This window comes from Paractinoplanes ovalisporus, from assembly GCF_016834655.1.
Lineage (GTDB): Bacteria > Actinomycetota > Actinomycetes > Mycobacteriales > Micromonosporaceae > Actinoplanes > Actinoplanes ovalisporus.
The window spans coordinates 1-17,026 of the sequence record NZ_JAENHP010000009.1 but is presented as its reverse complement, the minus strand read 5'-3'; the positions used below and the strand labels follow the sequence as shown (position 1 = coordinate 17,026).

Here is a 17,026-nt window from a genome sequence, read left to right as displayed (position 1 = left end):
GCCCGCCGAATTGACCACGGAGTCGTCAACCATCCGAATAGGACTGCCGAGTTCTGCGTCGGTCGATGGCCGCCACGACCCAGGTAGAGTCGTGAATCTCGGATGGACGGTAAGGGGCACATGTGAGCGTTGTTCAGGTCAGATACGTGCAGCGGGCCATCGAAGAGCGGTTCAAGGGCCTCATTGATCTCTCCGACGTCGAGACGCAGCCGGCCGGGAAGCAGCATGAGCACTTTCTCACTCGGGGCCTGGCTGCGCTCGCTCGCCAATCCGAGCAGCCTTGCACCAATCAGGTCGCGGCCAATTCCGTATTCGACGGCTCCGACGACAAGGGCCTCGATGCCGTCAGCGTCGAACGAACCGCGACCGGCACCGTGATCCGCCTCTATCAGGCGAAATGGAGCGACAAGGGCAAAGGGCAGTTCGGCGAGGCCGAGGTCCACAAGATGATCGAAGGTCTGGAGCTGATTCTGGACCTCGAGTTCTCAGCGTTCAACCGTCGTTTCCAGCGTCACGTGCCCGAGATCGAGTCTGCCTTCGAAGACCCGAACGGCACACCTAAGATCATCCTGGTCCTGGCATTGCTGCGGGTGGAACCCCTGAGTTCGGGCGTACGGACACTTCTCGAGAAGAAGATCGCACAGTTCAACCAGGTCGAAGAGATGGTTGACTACGAGCTCCTCGACCTCCGTGACTTTCACCGGACCACTCTGGGCGATGCGGCGTCCCCGAAAATCAACGCTTCGCTCCGCCTCGAGGGATTCGGCCAGGAGGTGAGTCCTTACAAGGCGCTCTACGGCACAGTCACGGTGCCGCACGTGGCGGAACTTTACTCGAAGCACCGCCGCGGCCTCTTCGCGCGAAACATCCGCGCCTCACTGGACACTTCGGACGTCAACGTCAAGATCCGTGGCACCCTGCTGAACGAGGCCCGGCATTTCTGGTACTTCAGCAACGGAATCACGATGTTGTGCGAGTCCATCAAGCCGGCGGGCAAGGCGGTGCCGGGTGGCGTCGGGGACTTCCAGTTGTCCGGAGTCAGCGTCGTCAACGGCGCGCAGACCGTCAGCGCGATCCACAAAGCCTATGAGGCAGATCCGACAGCCGCCGAGCACGGCCGCGTTCTGGTTCGTCTCATATCTCTCGAAGACTGTCCGCCCGGATTCGGCGACCAGGTAACCATCAACACGAACACGCAGAACCCCGTCGAGGACAGGGACTTCAAGTCTCTGAACGCGATACAGACCACTCTCAGGGACGCCTTCGCCACCGAACTCAGCCTGAGCTACGTCTTGAAGCGCGGCGAGCCGCTGCCGGACCCCGAGCACGGTACGTCCATCACCGAGGTTGCTGAAGCTCTCGCCGCAACTCATCCGGACGCCACCTATGCGGCCGTCGCCAAGAAGGACCTCAAGGATGTCTGGCACGACGACGTGTACCAGCAGCTGTTCGGCGAGGAACCCGATGTGCTCGTCGTCTGGAGAAAGGTCAAGTTGCTCCGGGCCGTCAGGGCGCGGTTGTCCGACCTGCAAGAGGGGTTGCTGGGACGGGCCAACGCGATGGCCGTTTACGGTGATCTGCTGATCACTCACGTCACTTTCAGTCAGCTCGCCACAAGTAATCTGAGCGACCCGAAGTTCGACTGGGACGAGCAGATCCGAAAGGTTGCGACAGTCGCCCAGAACGCCTTTGAGTGGTCTCTGTACGCCATCGACGCCGAGTACAGCATTTCCAGTCATATCATCGCGGCGGTCCGGAATCCGGAACGGATTCAACGAGTGGCCCGAGTGGCAATCAAGGGCGTTTCCGACGGAGGCGAACCTCCACGGCTCCGCACTGATTACCAGCCTGTCACCGCAGAAGACCGAGGACGCCAAGTCGACGCGGTGAGGACTCTGGTGCAAAGCGGGCGTATCCCGGACGGCACCCTGCTGGAGTTCAGACCGGCGACGCGGTCGGAACGCAGGGTCATGTCCGGTTGGCTGGCCGAGGACGAGAAACGCAGCCTGGCCTCGTGGCGGAATGACCCCCGCAACCCGCTGACATGGCACTACGACGGGCAGGATTACTCACCGTCAGGCCTGGTGCGAAAGATGCGCACGATCGCGACCGGCAAGGGTGTCAACGTACGAGGGACGCTCTACTGGCACGTCCCGAACGAGGGATCGCTGAAGGATCTGGCCGAGAATGTCCGGACCGAGCGCGACGTCGAGGCCGGCGAGGACGATTAGCCGACGAAGGGCAGGGATCGGGCACCGTCAGGCCCTCCCGATCCCCTGCCCCAGCCGGTTCGATCGGGTCAGTCCGGCAGCTCTTCCAGCTCCTCTTCGATTTCTTCCTCGACTGCTTCGGCGCTCGACAGGAAGATGTGATATCTGTCCGACTCGGTCAGGTGATCGAGGAACTTCTGGCGTAGTTCCTGCATGCCCAGGTAGTAGTCGCGGAAGGGCTTGCTGACCTCGTCGGCCCTTTCCCGGCTCGGCGCGACCGGGATTTTGATCTGCCGGTAGCGCGAACCCACGTCCTCCCGGTTCGTCTGCATGAAGACGATCCGGTCCCACTGCCGGCGCACTGTTCGCAGGCTCATCGCCCACAGCAGATAGAAGTTGTCGAACTCCGAGGTTTCCGCGGCGTGGAGAACCAGAACCTCCTTCGTCAGCACCAGCCGCTCCTGGCCGGGCATCAGAACCGCGAAGTCGCCGATGTTCTTACTGGTCCGGATCGGCGTCAGGATGTCGTACGCCGCCAGCCCCGACTCTTTGCCCCGCCAGAACTTCTTGGCGACGACCTCGGTGACCCGGTTGGTGGGGTTGATGTTCACCTGGCCGGCGCGCAGATCCGACACCTTGATGTAGGGCACCGTGCCGGTACGCAGGTCGGCACTGGGACTGCCGTGACCCGGACGCGCGATCACCCGGCCGTCGTCGATGAGCTCACCCAGCGTCGCAGACTCGAACCCCTCGAATTCGGCCTCGCCCAGGACCTCGTCGAACCTCTCGTTGGACCGGTCGTCGAAGTAGACCGGGACCGCCAGAAGGCCCGGCTGAAGCGCCTCCTGAGTCACCCACCGGGAAGTCGAGGTGGTCATTTTTTCGCTGAGCAATGCGTCGACATCCGCAAGAACCTGGTCGTCGAGGACGTCCGTGCGAGTGCCTGTCGCCGGATTGACGACGTAGAGATCCTCACCGTCCTTGTTGATACCTACGGTGGGGGCGAACGAGACGAACACAGAACCGTCTCTGAACCAGCTCGGCCGGTGAACCATGCGGTGCCTACTTCTTCTCGAAGATGTACAGGTTGGTCTTGGCCCGGCAGAACCCTTGGAAGGCCTCCATCGGAATGTTGACGACACCGCGCAGGGTGAACCGGTCTTCCAACCACTCCGGCAGCCAGCTGTAGGTCGCCGAGAAGAAGTACGTCTCGGGCAGGATGATGCCGAGACGTCCCCCGCTCGCCAACAGCCGATGCGCGCGTTCCAGAAAGATCAGGCCGATTTCCAAGGCTCGGTATTGGCCGTCGGCCCGACGGGCGATCGTGTACTTGTTTCGGCGCGCATCAGTGCTGCTGACCTTCAGGCCCTGGCCGAACGGCGGGTTGGTCAGCACCACCGAGAAGCGGCCGTCGGCCAATGGCATGACCAGATGCTCGTAGTCCGTATTCCAGCGGTCTTCACGAACCGAGTCGCCGGCGTGGATGTTTGACGCGTCGCTGCTCAGGCTGAGCATGATCGCGCGGGCGAGCTTGACGTTGATCGCGTCTTTGTCGACGCCGTAAATCCGCTGGGCAGCAAGGCTGCGGGCTCTGTCGTCACTCATGGCGCCGCTGGCCTTGGCGTAATCGATCATCGCCAGGAACGCTTCGACCAGGAATCCACCTGTTCCACAGGCGGGATCGATGACCGTGTCGTCGGGGCGGATCTCCATGATCTTGACCGCCGCCTCGATGACCCGATGCGGAGTGAAGTATTGCCCCTCGCCGGCCTTGAGGTTGGCCCGGCGGAAGACCTGGAAGGCGGATGAGATCGCCTCCGGGCTCATGCTCACGAGGTCGAGCCCGGAGAGCTCGTAGACCACGTCCTGAATGGTGTGGTCGTCAAGGTTGAGGCTGACCTCGTTCGAATCCGCGAAAACCTGCGGGCGCGACTTCGTCAGCTTGTGGAAGTCCGCTCGGATTCGTTTTGCGGTCTCGGTTTCGCCGTCGGGGGCAAGCTGAAACTCGAGGGGCTGGTCGGGGCTGAACTGCCCGAAGGTATCTGACTCGATCTTGAGCAGCAGGAGATTGCACAGCTCGTTGAGCTGCGCCTCGGACCTCGTGGCACGGCTGTCACGAGCCACCACGACGTCGAGCAGCCGCTTGAAGACCGACTTCAGCTGCCCGTTCTGCGGGGCTTGGAGATCGTTGTAAGTAAGCGGCTTCTCGGAGGGAAGCTCGAGCTCCTCGCCCGGTCTGGGGATGCCACGGTTGCGCTCGTGCCGGAAATTGCCGTCTGGCAGCTTGTAGATCCGGACGTCTTCCGTGCCGTTCGTCCAGAACCCGAGCTTCGCCCGGGGCTCGCGCGCGAGGTAAGTCTCGAGCTGTGAGGTGCCTCCACGAAGGTCGGGCGCCTTGAACTCGAAAAGGACGACGACGTGGCGCCAGTCGTCCATCTGCGCCGGGTCGTCGAAGAGGGCGAGGTCGACCGGCCACGAGCTGAAGGACTTCCCCTCTTCTCGCAGCGCTGCGCCATGGGGCGCTTGGGGCACTCGCCACTCAGGCTGCCAGCGAATCTGGTCGCGGCTCCACCCGGCCTCGACCAGCTTTTCGATGACCGGCAGACGCACCTGCTGGTGCTCGGGGCCGCTGAGCGTGCGGTTGTATTCGATGTTCTCGGCTGGCACGCGGCCATCCTATGGTCGCGGTCTGACATAACCTCGGAGCGACCCGGGTTGGCACCGCCAAACACCCTGCTCACGTGGCCCGCATCCGGTTCACGGAGTGGTCCTGACGGCCACCCCGTACGCACGTCGACCGTGGCCGGCCGCGGGTGACGTGCGTACGGGAAATGTCAGTTTGTTGCCGGCTCCCCTGGAATGCGGAACAAGGGCTTCCACGGGTCGTCGGCGTCGACGGGGAACTCGGTCGACGGGGTCTCGTCCTTCGTGGTCCATTGGGCCTCGTAAGGCAGACCGCCGAACAGGACCCGGCTGCCGCGGCGGTAAATGGTTCCGGCCGCCCACGGATCGGTTACTCCGCTGACCAGAGGAATGGGTTTGGGCGCCTTTTCGACCGGGCTCACCGGGCCGATCACCGACCACGCGCTCTGGGTTCCCGCAGGCGGCGCCGCCGACGGGTCCTGGCCCGAGTTGGCCCACTTGGCCTCGTAGACGACGCCGCGCCAGACGACCTTGTAGCCGGTCACGTAGAGGGCGGTCATCCGCCAGACGGGGTACGGGCTGGTCTTCGGGTCGTCGGTCGTCGTCACGCGGTTCGGGATCTCGACCGAACCCTGCGCGTCGCTGTTCGCGGCCTTGCCGGGCAGGCCGGCGAAGACCTTCGAGAACGCTAGCGCCTCCTGGTCGACGCCGCTGCACGTGTTGGAGTGCACGACGACGTTGGCGAACGTGCCGCGGCAGGGGGCGTCCCGGTTCAGTGACCACATCGAGACCCGGCCCAGGCCGTTGTCGACGGCGAACCTGCGCAGGCCCTCGGCGTCGTCGAGGGTGAACCGCTCGGTGTCGATGTCGTTCTGGCCGATCATCGGGGTGGCGCCGATCCGCGACCACACCTGCGGTGAGGTGAGCTTGTGGCCGAGCTGCAGGTAGAGATCGCTGAGCTGCTTGTGGGTGCCGTTGAGGGCGCTGAGGCTGAGCGCCAGCATGTCCGGGTCGGCGTCGCCGTTGTTGTAGTCCATCGTCATCACGTTGACGCCGCGCAGGTCCACGCCGCCCTCGATCATGCCGCGGACGACACCGACGCCGTCCTGGGTCAGGCCGCTCGGGGCGACGGGCAGCGTCAGCCACACCGCGAGCGGCTTGCCCGCGGCCTTGCGTTCCTTCTGTACGGCGGCCACGGCCTCGACGCGCCGCTGCAGGGACGCCTGGTCGGCGACGGCGGCGCCTTCGATGTCGAGGTCGAGCGTCTTCACGTCGTACCGGTTGACCAGGTAGCGGTAGGCCGCGTCCAGCTTGGTCTGGTCGGTGCAGGCGACGGCCAGCTCGGAGTTGTTGAGCCCGCCCAGGCTGAGCGTGATGTCGCCGCCGGCCTGGCGCAGCTGGTCGATGCGACGGTCCAGCTCGAGCGCGGAGGCCGCCTGGTCCGTCGTGTACGCCCCGCCCCAGCTCGGGATGCAGGCGTTCTTCGGGTGGGCGACGACGAAGCCCAGCGCGACGTCGTTGGCCGGGTTCGCGGTGGGGTCCTGGAACTGGAACGTCGGGGTCAGCGTGACGTCGACGTACGGCACCGCCCACGATTTCGCCGTCGGGCCGGCCGTGTTCCGCAGGTGCATCACGCCGAGGGTGCCGCCGGCGCCGGCCAGGCCGAGCACGAGCAGCAGGATCAACAGTCTGGTCCACGAGAGCTTGCTGCGCGGCTGCTCCGGCTCCTGCCAGTTCGGATCGGCCAGCGGGTCAGCGCGCGGATCGTAATCGGGCCGCACGGCTACAGGTGTGGCGCGGTCCGTCATGAAAGCCCTTTCGTTTTCCGAGTCGCCACACGCTGGCCTACGGCGGCGGCTTTCGCGATCGGGTGAAAGGACGAGACCGGTGGGGCGCGAGGGACGGTTCTTTCGGCCGGAATCGGGAGCGCCAAACCCGGATCTTGGACTGACAATTCCGCGGACATCGCCTCGCGGTGTCGCCGCAAATCGCACCGAAAGGCCCAGACACGCATGCCACGCACCAAGGCGGAACCGCGAAAACGGGACGGCCAGCGCCAATGGGGAGCCGACCGAAGGACCGATCCTCACCCGATCGTCCCGCCGCCGATCTCCGAAGGCAGGATCACCCGGGGCCGGCTCGCGATCGTGGTGACCATCACGGTCTGGGCGTGTTACATCACATACACGATCATCCAGCAGTTCATCGCGGGTCACGCGTACACCGTGAAACTCGCGATCGAGGCGATTGTGTACATGCTGGTGGTCACCGGCCTGGCCGCGTCCGCTATCGCCTACCTCATCACGCGAATCGGATATTTCTATCGGGCGCGTGGTCACCAGCGGGCGCCGCGCATCATGCTGGACGAGTTCATCGGCGGGAAAATGCCGTCGGTGGCGGTTCTGGTCCCGTCCTATCAGGAGGATGAGCGGACCAACCGCACCACGCTTTTGTCGGCCGCGCTCCAGGAATATCCCGGCCTGCGCGTGACCCTGCTGATCGACGACCCACGCCGGCCGAAGACCCGGGCCGCGCGCGACATGTTGCTGGCCGCCCGCGCGTTGCCGGCTCAGATCGAAGCAGAGCTCCAGGTCCCGTACGGGAGAGCCTCCAACGCCTTTGCCTATTTCGACGAGCAGGTCCGTATGCGTGGCGGATACCTCGTGGTGCTCGAGGACATGCGCCGGCTCGCCGAGGAATACCGGTTCGCTTCGGACTGGCTGTACGACCTCGGTGCGCGGCAGGAAATGGTCGACCACACCGACACGTTCTTCGTCGAGCACATCGTGAACCCGCTCGCCGCCGAACTGGGCCAGATCAGCGCCGCGCTCACGAAGGGCGCCGAGGAACACGTCACGCTCCCGATCGCGCGGATGAACCAGTTCTACAAGCGGCTGCTCGCCATTTTCGACGTGCAGATCACCAGTTTCGAACGCAAGAAGTACGTGTCCCTGTCGCACGAGCCGAACAAGGCCATGAACCTGAACAGCTACATCGGGCTCATGGGCGGCGCGTATCAGGAGGTCAGCACGCCGCTGGGTACCGCGCTGGTCACGGCCGGTCCCAACCGCGCCGACCTGGTCGTCCCGAACCCGGACTACGTGCTGACCCTCGACGCGGACAGCGTTCTCCTTCCCGAGTACGCATTACGCCTCGTGCATCTGCTCGAGCAGGGCGCGTACGCGAATCACGCCGTGGCCCAGACGCCGTACAGTGCCTATCCCGGTTCGGCCACGCGGATCGAGCGCATTTCCGGCGCGACGACCGACATCCAGTACATCGTGCATCAGGGCATGACCCATTACGGCGCCACTTTCTGGGTGGGCGCCAACGCCGTACTGCGCAAGAAGGCCCTGGACGAGATCTGCGAGGTCTCGTACGAGGGTGACTGGGAAATCCGCCGCTACATCCAGGACCGGACGGTCATCGAGGACACCGAATCGACGATCGACCTCGGCGTACGGGGGTGGCTGCTGCACAACTACCCGGAGCGGCTGGCCTACAGCGCGACTCCGCCCGACTTCGGTTCACTGGCCATTCAGCGGCAGCGCTGGGCCAACGGCGGTCTGCTGATTCTGTCACGCTTGAAGGACCAGTTCCGGGCGAAGGCGAGGCGCGAGGACAAGAACCGCTTCGGCGAGTACTTCCTGCGGGTCAACTACATGGCCTCCATTTTCTGGAGTTCCGTGTGCCTGGTCGTCATGCTCGCCTACCCGTTCAACAACGAGCTGCTGAACCCGATCCTGCTGCTGGTCTCGGTGCCGTACTTCTTCATGATGGCGGCCGACCTCAAGCACCTGGGTTACAAGCGGTCGGACATGTTGCGCATCTACGGCTTCAACCTGATTCTGCTGCCGGTCAACCTGTCGGGCAGCATCGCCTCGCTGCTCCAGTTGCTGACCGGTGAGAAGAGCGCCTTCAAACGTACGCCGAAGGTCCGCAACCGCACGACGGCCGCGACCAGCTACCTGATTCTCCCGCTCGCGCTGATCGCCCTTTGTGCCTACACGATCTGGGTCGACATCGAGCACCAGCTGTGGAACAACCTGGTCTTCGCCGTCCTCAACCTGACCCTTTCCCTGTACGCGATGGTGGCGTTCGTCGGTCTCGGAAACACCGTGGTCGACCTGTTCACGCACCTGCGCAACTGGCTGATCCGACCGGTCACACCGAAGAAGACCCGGCGCACGTCTTCACGGAAGAAGAAAGCAGCCGTGGCGGCCCCCGCTCCGGCCGGCGATTGGGCCCAGGTGCTGCATTACCGGCACGAGCACGGGGCAACCGCGGGCCAGACCACCGTACGGCTTCAGCGCACCGAAGCCGGCTGGAAGTCCTCGTCCCCGTCGTCGTCCTCGTCGCAGGCGCACGCGTTCGAGGAGTTCAGCTTCTTCACCGTCTTCCAGCCCATCTACAACATGATCAACGGTCATGTGGTCGGCTACGAGGCCCTGACCCGCTTCGCCGACGGCAGCAGCCCGCGCGAGGGCCTGGCGTCGGCCGAGTCCCGCGGCGTGCACATCGCCCTGGACGCGGCCCTGATCCAGGCCGCCATCGCGTCGTCCAAGTCCCTGCCCAACGGCACCTGGCTGTCGGTCAACGTGACGGCCGACCTGCTGCGCCGCCCCCACGACCTGGCTCCGCTGCTGGCTGCGTCCCGCCGCCCCCTGGTGCTGGAGGTCGGCGACGCGACGCCGCCCGAGCTGGCGCAGTTGGGCGGGGTGGCCCTGGCCGTGGACGACCTGGGCGCCGGTTACGAGACGCTGGCCGTGATCGAGTCTTTGCGGCCGGCTTTCCTCAAGCTGGGCGTCGCCGCCCTGTCCGACATCGACCGTTCCTTGGCCCGCCAGGCCGCGATCCGTTCGCTGGTCCAGTTCGCCGAACAGCACGGTTGCACCATCATCGCCGAGGGCATCGAAACCCCCGCCCAGAGGGACGCCCTGGTGGCGTGCGGGGTGCCTTTCGGCCAGGGCTTCTTCTTGGGCAAGCCGGTCCCGGTAGAACGAGTCCTGGCCGGCGTCGGAGGCTGGTAACCACCGGAATGCGAGGAGCGACGCTCCCCGCATTCCCCGGCCCACTCGACTCCCATCGATACGATCGGCGCTTCCTCGCCGCACAACGACTGGCTCGCTGTCGGAATCAAAGCCCTCAACGCGGCAGCGGCTGACCCCACTCAACGCCACCCGCTGAAGACCTGCCGCATTGGGAGCTACAAGGCGACGCATGACCTACGGAATCTATTTCGACAGCAGGACGTCCGCCGAAGCACTGCGACAAGCGCTGCACACCGTCTACAACGTGCCGCTCGACCTGGTCTACGCCGGCCCCTATGAGGAACTCAACGACCACCCCGGTCCGGATCCGATCGCACTGATCACGCCGGTCGACGGCGAATTCGGACACGAACTCAGCGCCGGCGACAAGCTCCGGACATTGACCGAGGCGAGCGAACTCGAACTCGCCCAGGCGATCTGCCGGACCGCCCGAACGCGTGCACTGCTGGACGACGGTGGTCCCGCCCCGGACTACTGGTTCCTCGTCGCCGCGGACGGCAGTTACGGACGCGTGCAGACCGATCCCGACAGTGAAGACCTCACCATTCTGTACGCCCTGGAGCCGATCGCCGGCGAGCCGGATCTCCCGGTCGTGCCGCCGCCGGATTGGGCCCGAACCTGGTAGAGCGGCCGGCATGACTCTTCGGGGAGGACACACGGGGGCTGCCGGAAGGTGGAGAATGCGCTGGTGAACTCGTTCGGCGGATGGGGGTACCGCTATGACCTACGCAGTTGACTTCAACACCGTCTCCACCGTCGGCCTGGAGTCGTCACCGGTTGCGGAGGCGCTGGCCGGTCTGCGGGCCAACGAGGCCCGCTATTTCAAGAACAAGTACGACCACACGTTCACGGTTGTGCCGGCGAGCGAGGCCGAGAAGACCATCGCCTGGATCAACCGCATCCTTTCCGAGGAACGCGGCCTCGTCATCGCGTCGCCGGTTCTGGAGGCCACCGAGTTCCAGGTCGAGAACATCAAGATGGCGTACGTGTTCTACGAAAGCGGCCTGTCCATCAACGTGATGTACGCGCTCGACGACGGCGGAAAGCGCGCGGTCGGCTTCAAACTGTCCGACGGCATGGAAATCCCCGACGAGCTCGGCGCGTTCAAGTTCGCACGCCAGAAGTCGAAGCTGGCGGGCACCATCCGCGGCTCATACTTCGTCATCAAGAACGATTACTGACCCCCGTACGTACGTGGTGGTCCGTGTGTGCCCGGATGCAGTCATCGGGTCGGCACTGTCACCAGCGCATCCGCGGCAACTCCCACCCTCGAGTGCGGGTCCGGCCAGAGCCGGTTCGTCTGCTCCATCACCTCCGGCGTCACCGCGACATCAATCCGCTGGTACGTCAACAGCGCCGTGATGTCGCCCTGGGACGACAAGCGCGCGGTGTCGGGCGGCTGCAACGATCGCCGTGGTCGTCACGACCCCCCACCGGCACGCTCCGGGGCGGCCCGCGGCGGGCCTGCAACAGCGGCCCCCGGCTGTGACCTGCCGTTAAACCCGCGCCGGCCGCGCTGCGCATCATCGGCGCGACGGACCCGGAGTGCGACTCGTATTTGAGCAGACTGCACAAACTTGGCCCCGACGTAGACGAGCGACTAGTAGGCGCGAGACTATGTCGGGACTAGGGATGGAGCGAAGCCGATGCGAACGCGTAAGACACCGACGGTAAGACGACGCCGCTTGGCCGCGGACCTGTTCGCGCTCCGGATCGATGCCGGCCTCACCCGGGAACAGGTGAACGAACGTACCGGCATATCCGAGGGTGCCCTCTTCAAGATGGAGAGGGGCAAGACCCGCCCGCAGCCTCGTACGCTCCGCGCTCTGCTCGATCTCTACGGCATCATCGACCAGGCTCGCCGCGACGAGATGGAGGCCATCCTCCGCCGGTCCGATGAGGTCGGCTGGATCCAGCCCTTCGAGGGCAACCTGGTCGACAGCTACGCGACGCTGATCAGCTTCGAGTCCGAGGCCGAGCGCCAGTCGGTCTTCGAGCTGACCTTCATCCCCGGCCTGCTCCAGACCCCGGAGTACGCACGGACGATCATCACCACGCTCATGCCCGACGCCGACCAGGAGGCGATCGACCGGCGCGTCGAGGTCCGCATGAGGCGCCAGGAGTCGAAGTCCGCGGTCTGGGCGATCCTCGACGAGGGCGTGATCCGGCGCAACGTCGGAGGCTGCAAAGTCATGCAGGGCCAGCTGGAGCATCTTCTGACCGCGGCCGGCCACCCGTCGGTCACCCTCCAGATCATGCCGTACGCATCAGGGGCGCACCTCGGCATGCCCGGCAGTTTCCTCATTCTGGAGTTCGCCGAACCCGACCCCGCGATCGTCTACACCGAACACACCGGCGGTGGTCTGTTCCTCGAACACGATGCCGCGATAGCGCGATATCGCGACAACTTCCAACGGCTCGCGGCTCAAGCATCGAGCCCGGCCGACACCATCAGGTTGATCCAGGACGCGGCATCCGCCGCACGGAAAGGAGCACAAGAATGACTGATCTGACCGGTGCCCGCTGGCACAAGGCAACGCGCAGTGGCTCGGACGGCAACTGCGTCGAGGTAGCCGAAAACCTGCCCGACATCGTCGCGGTCCGAGACACAAAGAACCGCAACGGCGCCACGCTGATCTTCACCGACGCGGAATGGCAGGCGTTCATCGGCAGCGTCAAGGACGGCGAGTTCGACCTCTGACGAGCGCCAAAGGCCCGGTCTCCGCTCCCGGAGGCTGGGCCTTTGGACCCGGCGCTTTCGAAAGGCACCGATGCGCAGTGACTGGGCCGCCTTGCCCGAAGCCGTCACAAGACCGATCGCCGACCGTATCGGCGGATCCGCTGTAGTCCCAGCCGCCGGCGGCGACCACGCGGAATTCGCCGCAACGGTCACCGGGCCCAACGGGTCGGTATTCGTCAAAGCGGCCCGGAGCGACCTGGGCGTCCGGTCACTGCGCTACGAACTGCGGGTGGGCGAGACTGTCCGGCCACCTCGCTCACCCGCGGTCCAGTGGCAGTTCGAGTCCGGCGGCTGGCTGGTGGCAGGCACTGGGCGTACGCGACCAAGGCAGCACCCTGGCTGGAACTAGCCATGCTCGTTCCGTGGCTCATCAGAAGCGGCCACACACCAGAACAGGCCGAAAACTGGCTGGCCCAGTTCCCCGACTGGTCCTCGGCCGGCACCGACGTCTTGAATCAATTCGCGACCAGCAATGCCGCCAAGGCTCAGACAGGCTCGCCGTCGTGGATGCATGAGCTGGCCGCTCGGACCAGCATTTGGGCCCAGTTCAGAGAAAAACAGAACCGATGACGCTGTTCGGCTGGGCGGGGTCGTGGAGGTTCTATGCCGCCGTGAATCCGAGTGTCCGGTATCCGGGCATGCGGCGTTGCAGTGAGGCGGCAAGGACGGGAGTGGCAACGTCGTGGTAGTCGTGGACCTCGGCGATGTCCTTGCCTGGTGAGGCTCGGATGACGCGGCCGGCGCATTGGACAAGCAGGCCGTCGTAGGAAATCGGTCCGGCGAGGAAGAGCGCATCGAGGGCCGGGGCGTCGAAGCCTTCGCCGATGAACGGCGTGGTGCCGATGACCAGCAGGCCCTCACCGGCTTTGGCGGTGTCCAGGCGTTCGACAACCGCCCGGCGGTCGGTGGTGCTCATTGCTCCTTGGAGCACGAGTGGCTGATGTCCCCGTGCGGCGAGCATTGTGGCCAGAGCCTCGACGTGGGCGACCCGTCGGGTGAGGACCAGACAGTTGCGGCCACGCGTCAAGGCCGCGACAACGTCATCGGCGATCAGCGTGTTGCGTGGCTCGTCGAGGGCCAATCTCCGGTGCACCTCGGCCAGCCCGCCCGGCACGTCTAGGTCGACGTCGCCGGCCCTGAACTCCGTGTCGTGCTGGAACAGCACGCGCCTCGGTCCGGTGCCGGCGTTCATGGCAGCGGCGAGAGTGCCCTGTTCCTCGTCGGTCAGGGTGTGCCGCACGGGGCCGAGTTGCCAGGTGACGAGTTGACCGAGGCCGTCTCGCCGGGTGGGCGTGGCGGTGAGGCCGAGCCAGAACTGGGCGGCGATCGCTTTGACCGAGTGCTCGTACGCGGCTGCGCCGAGATGATGGCACTCGTCGACGATCACATGCCCGTACGCGTCAGTGAGGGTGGCTATGTCATCGCGTCTGGCCAGCGACGGCAGCAGCGCGATGTCCACGGTACCGGTGAGCTTGCGCCGCCCGCCGCCGAGTTGCCCGGGTTTGATGCCCAGGAACTGCTCGACGCGCATGCGCCACTGGTCGGCAAGAGCTTTGCGGTCGACGAGGATCAGGGTGGAAGTGCCACGCTCGGCGATCACGGCGCAGCCCATGACGGTCTTGCCGGATCCGGGCGGGGCGACGAGCAGCCCGTCGTCGTGAGCGAGGACAGCGCCGACTGCGGTCCCCTGCTTGGCAGTGAGTTCACCGGTGAACGCGACGTCGATCTCCTGGCCGGGGTTTCGCGCGTCGGTGACGGAGAGCCGCGAACCCGCGTGTTCGACGATGGAGTTGATGGTGTGTCGTAGCCCGCGGGGCAGGACCAGGCGGTCGTCGAGGGTGAGGTCGTAGCCGCGGATAAATCGCGGAGTGTCCCAGGTCGATTTCCGCAGGCGTTGCAGTTCGTAGAACTTCGGGTTGGCCATGGCAGCCGCGTGTTTGAACGTCGCGAGCGCGGCCGGAGTGAGTTGACCGATGTCAATGTTCAACCCGGCGCTGAGTTCCGCGTGGACCACCGCAGGCAATGCCGGATGGACCCGCGTTGCGGCGGACCTGCTGATCGTGGCGACGTCGGTTCCGGTGGCGGAGCGGCTCGCATTACGGACAAGCCGTTCCGCGTCGCCGGGGCTGAGCCGGTCCAGCGTCGAGAGGAACACCCACTGGTCCTCGTACGGTTCGAGCGTGCCGAGATCAAGGAAGGTGGTAAGGCCCTCCTTACGACGGCGGCCGTACAGCGGCGCGGCGATGAGGTTGCCGAACCCGCCGTCGGGCAGGACGTCTTGGTTGGGAAAGAGCCGGTCATACGACCGCAGGTCCATGGATCCGCGCAGCACCATCGCCTCGTGCAACAGCGCGGTACCGACAGCTCGCGCCGTCGCAGCCGGGAGGGCCTCCGTGAAGAAAATCCACACATGGGCACCCCGGCCCGACTGGGAGATCTCCAGCGCGGCCGGCACAACACTGGCCCTCGCCGCCTTGACGTAGGCGAGCGCGTCGAGCATCGCCGTCGCACCGTCGAAGTCGGCGACGACGAACTGACACAGGTTTCTGGGTAACAGCGGGTAGAGGCCCATGAACACGTCACCGACGAGATGAGCCGCCACAACTTGCGGCGTACAGCGAAGATGAGCGGCAGTGCGTCGGTCCATGCCCTTGCGCCAGCCGCCGGCGACGGCCGGCGACCACCCAGATGCACCCGTGCGAGTGTTTTCCCAGCGGACGGCGTACACATCGGTACGGGCCCGGAACCGGTCGGCGAACAAAGCCAGCTTGTCCGCCACCGGCGAAGCCATGGTGACCATGCCCGGCACGGCAACCGGAGCGCACAGCTGCTCCGGAGACGGAGCCGTGTCCTGACCACGCAATTCCAACAGCCGCGACAGCCTGGCGTTCTCGGCCTGTAAGCGCTGCACCTCCCGGCGCAGGTCGGCGTGCTCAGCCGTCACATCCACCGGATCATTCTGACGTATCGGGCCTCGAGCCTCTGACGACCAGCTCGCTATCCTCCGCCGATGGCACCGAAGCGGAACGCGGCGCTCGAAGCGATGATCGTAGAAGCCACGGTCGACGCGTACAACGACGACGAACAGCTCACCGGTCTGTTCACCATGCTCGAAGAACACCTGGTCGTACCGTTTGCCACCATGGCCCTCGGTGTCGAGGTCACTGTGAAGAAGGTCGACTTGATCGGCGACAGCATCGTCGCCATCTGCGCCGAGGCCGCGACCGGCAGCGGATCGACCTGCTCGAGCTGCAACTACCCACCCCACCACCGGGCGGTTCAGCATGGATCGATGCCTACCGGTACTGGGCAGGACGGTAGACCACGGGGGTGCATACCGGCCGGCTCCGGCGCGGCTCGACACCAAGCAGCCTCCGTCCCGCGGGACGGTCATTCCGGCCGCAAGAACGAAGGTCGGCGGGAGTTCTGTCAGCTCTCGCACGGATAAAATCCTGGGCATGTCACCTTCGGATGACAAGTTATCTATCTAAGGGTTGCGAGGCTTGACCGCACGCGTCCTGTGCGATGCAAAGCTGGGCTGCCGGTAGTGCGACGAGCGCTCCAGTCTTCGCCGTGGTTGGCACGCCCTACTGCCAGGAAGCCACGCGCCGGGCACCTCGTGCGCGAGGTGCCCGGCGACGCTGCCGCAGGAGGCGCACCACGCGGTACCGGTGACACGAACCATCGCCTGACCCCGCACGAACATCAAGTCGTCCGCCAAAGACGTTTTTCCAGCTCAGAGGCTGCCCCGAGTGCTCCGTACGTGCTCGGCGAGTGAATAGCACCCGTCATCGTGGGGCACCCGCGGTCACCGCCAGACACACCGAGTCGCGTGTGCGCGGAATTTGCTCGGCGCGTGCTCCGACCAGCGACGGAACCGCCGCCGGTGCACCGGACGGGCCCGTTCGGCACTCGATGGGACGCCCGCGCACTCATGAGTATCCCCAGCTAGGTACGATATGGGCCGTAGGCCCTCGTAGCTCAGGGGATAGAGCATCGGTTTCCTAAACCGTGTGTCGTAGGTTCGATTCCTACCGGGGGCACCCTGTGATGTCTCAGGACATCGGAATAGCCTGAACCTGCGTTTCGCAGGTTCAGGCTTTTTGTTTGGTGGGTGTGGGTCCGGGTGGGCGTCCGGTGGGCTGGTAGTCGCGTCGGGGGTCGATGGTGAGCTCGCGCAGGAGTTCGCCGGTGCTGGCGTGGATGACGCGGACGTGCAGGTCTTGGACGAGTAGCAGGACGTAGGTTCCGGCGGAGGTTTTGCCGATGCCGATGTGGCGTAGCTGGCCGTGGACGCGCAGGGTGACGGTGCCGGCTTTGCTGATTTTGTCGTGGCGGACCCGGTCGTGGGTGTCGGCGGTGCGGTCGGTGCCGGGGCTGGC

Annotated in this window: 13 protein-coding genes and 1 tRNA gene; 9 read left to right on the top strand and 5 right to left on the bottom strand. The window is 65.3% G+C overall.

Features of this window, described 5'->3' with window-relative positions:
• Positions 1-122 precede the first annotated feature (122 nt).
• Positions 123-2,231: an AIPR family protein gene (locus tag JIG36_RS25955; protein ID WP_203379023.1), complete on the top strand. Its 2,109-nt coding sequence runs from the start codon at positions 123-125 to the stop codon at positions 2,229-2,231.
• Positions 2,232-2,299: 68 nt separating this feature from the next.
• Here JIG36_RS25955 and JIG36_RS25950 read toward each other — a convergent pair whose 3' ends face one another.
• From JIG36_RS25950 to JIG36_RS25940, 3 genes are all read right to left on the bottom strand, one after another.
• Positions 2,300-3,229 carry a restriction endonuclease subunit S domain-containing protein gene (locus JIG36_RS25950; protein WP_203379022.1) on the bottom strand — a complete coding sequence of 310 codons (930 nt, stop codon included), beginning with the start codon at positions 3,227-3,229 and terminating at the stop codon, positions 2,300-2,302.
• Positions 3,230-3,272: 43 nt separating this feature from the next.
• Positions 3,273-4,877, bottom strand: a complete 1,605-nt coding sequence (locus JIG36_RS54195) for an HsdM family class I SAM-dependent methyltransferase (protein WP_203379021.1) — start codon at positions 4,875-4,877, stop codon at positions 3,273-3,275.
• A 167-nt stretch (positions 4,878-5,044) separates the two neighbouring features.
• The gene (locus JIG36_RS25940) at positions 5,045-6,661 is read right to left on the bottom strand and encodes a chitinase (protein ID WP_236048275.1); all 1,617 of its coding nucleotides are present in this window, start codon (positions 6,659-6,661) and stop codon (positions 5,045-5,047) included.
• A 339-nt stretch (positions 6,662-7,000) separates the two neighbouring features.
• Here JIG36_RS25940 and JIG36_RS25935 point away from each other — a divergent pair, with 339 nt between their 5' ends.
• The 6 genes from JIG36_RS25935 (at position 7,001) to JIG36_RS52200 (ending at position 13,214) form a co-directional block, all read left to right on the top strand.
• A complete protein-coding gene (locus JIG36_RS25935) occupies positions 7,001-9,883 on the top strand; it encodes an EAL domain-containing protein (RefSeq protein WP_307872915.1) in 2,883 nt (960 codons plus the stop codon).
• Between the two features lie 190 nt (positions 9,884-10,073).
• On the top strand, positions 10,074-10,529 hold the full coding sequence (locus JIG36_RS25930) for a hypothetical protein (protein WP_203379019.1): 456 nt from the start codon (positions 10,074-10,076) through the stop codon (positions 10,527-10,529).
• Between the two features lie 94 nt (positions 10,530-10,623).
• Positions 10,624-11,085 (top strand): DUF8821 family protein, encoded by a 462-nt coding sequence (locus tag JIG36_RS25925; protein WP_203379018.1) that lies wholly within the window; start codon positions 10,624-10,626, stop codon positions 11,083-11,085.
• Between the two features lie 465 nt (positions 11,086-11,550).
• Complete coding sequence (locus JIG36_RS25920; protein WP_203379017.1) at positions 11,551-12,408, top strand: helix-turn-helix domain-containing protein; 858 nt, start codon at positions 11,551-11,553, stop codon at positions 12,406-12,408.
• A complete protein-coding gene (locus JIG36_RS25915) occupies positions 12,405-12,605 on the top strand; it encodes a DUF397 domain-containing protein (protein WP_203379016.1) in 201 nt (66 codons plus the stop codon). The genes JIG36_RS25920 and JIG36_RS25915 overlap by 4 nt, the downstream gene beginning before the upstream one ends.
• A 390-nt stretch (positions 12,606-12,995) precedes the next feature.
• Positions 12,996-13,214: a hypothetical protein gene (locus tag JIG36_RS52200; protein WP_236048274.1), complete on the top strand. Its 219-nt coding sequence runs from the start codon at positions 12,996-12,998 to the stop codon at positions 13,212-13,214.
• Positions 13,215-13,245: 31 nt separating this feature from the next.
• On the opposite strand, the gene JIG36_RS25905 is transcribed toward JIG36_RS52200, so the two are convergent.
• On the bottom strand, positions 13,246-15,594 hold the full coding sequence (locus tag JIG36_RS25905) for a DEAD/DEAH box helicase (protein ID WP_203379015.1): 2,349 nt from the start codon (positions 15,592-15,594) through the stop codon (positions 13,246-13,248).
• Between the two features lie 60 nt (positions 15,595-15,654).
• Between JIG36_RS25905 and JIG36_RS25900 the strand changes: the two genes are divergently transcribed.
• Together JIG36_RS25900 and JIG36_RS25895 are read left to right on the top strand one after the other, a co-directional pair.
• Complete coding sequence (locus tag JIG36_RS25900; protein ID WP_236048273.1) at positions 15,655-16,092, top strand: calcium-binding protein; 438 nt, start codon at positions 15,655-15,657, stop codon at positions 16,090-16,092.
• A 522-nt stretch (positions 16,093-16,614) separates the two neighbouring features.
• Positions 16,615-16,687: transfer RNA gene (locus JIG36_RS25895), tRNA-Arg, on the top strand.
• Positions 16,688-16,738: 51 nt separating this feature from the next.
• Here the strand turns inward: JIG36_RS25895 and JIG36_RS25890 are convergent.
• Positions 16,739-17,026, bottom strand: a 288-nt coding sequence (locus tag JIG36_RS25890; RefSeq protein ID WP_438870760.1) for a hypothetical protein, incomplete at its 5' end; no start/stop codon positions are given.

Bases quoted from the DNA above. Each gene is read 5' to 3' on its own strand.
- JIG36_RS25920 (WP_203379017.1), top strand. From the start codon at position 11,551: ATGCGAACGCGTAAGACACCGACGGTAAGACGACGCCGCTTGGCCGCG.
- JIG36_RS25915 (WP_203379016.1), top strand. From the start codon at position 12,405: ATGACTGATCTGACCGGTGCCCGCTGGCACAAGGCAACGCGCAGTGGC.
- JIG36_RS25925 (WP_203379018.1), top strand. From the start codon at position 10,624: ATGACCTACGCAGTTGACTTCAACACCGTCTCCACCGTCGGCCTGGAG.
- JIG36_RS25940 (WP_236048275.1), bottom strand. From the start codon at position 6,661: ATGACGGACCGCGCCACACCTGTAGCCGTGCGGCCCGATTACGATCCG.
- JIG36_RS52200 (WP_236048274.1), top strand. From the start codon at position 12,996: ATGCTCGTTCCGTGGCTCATCAGAAGCGGCCACACACCAGAACAGGCC.
- JIG36_RS25900 (WP_236048273.1), top strand. From the start codon at position 15,655: ATGGCACCGAAGCGGAACGCGGCGCTCGAAGCGATGATCGTAGAAGCC.
- JIG36_RS25930 (WP_203379019.1), top strand. From the start codon at position 10,074: ATGACCTACGGAATCTATTTCGACAGCAGGACGTCCGCCGAAGCACTG.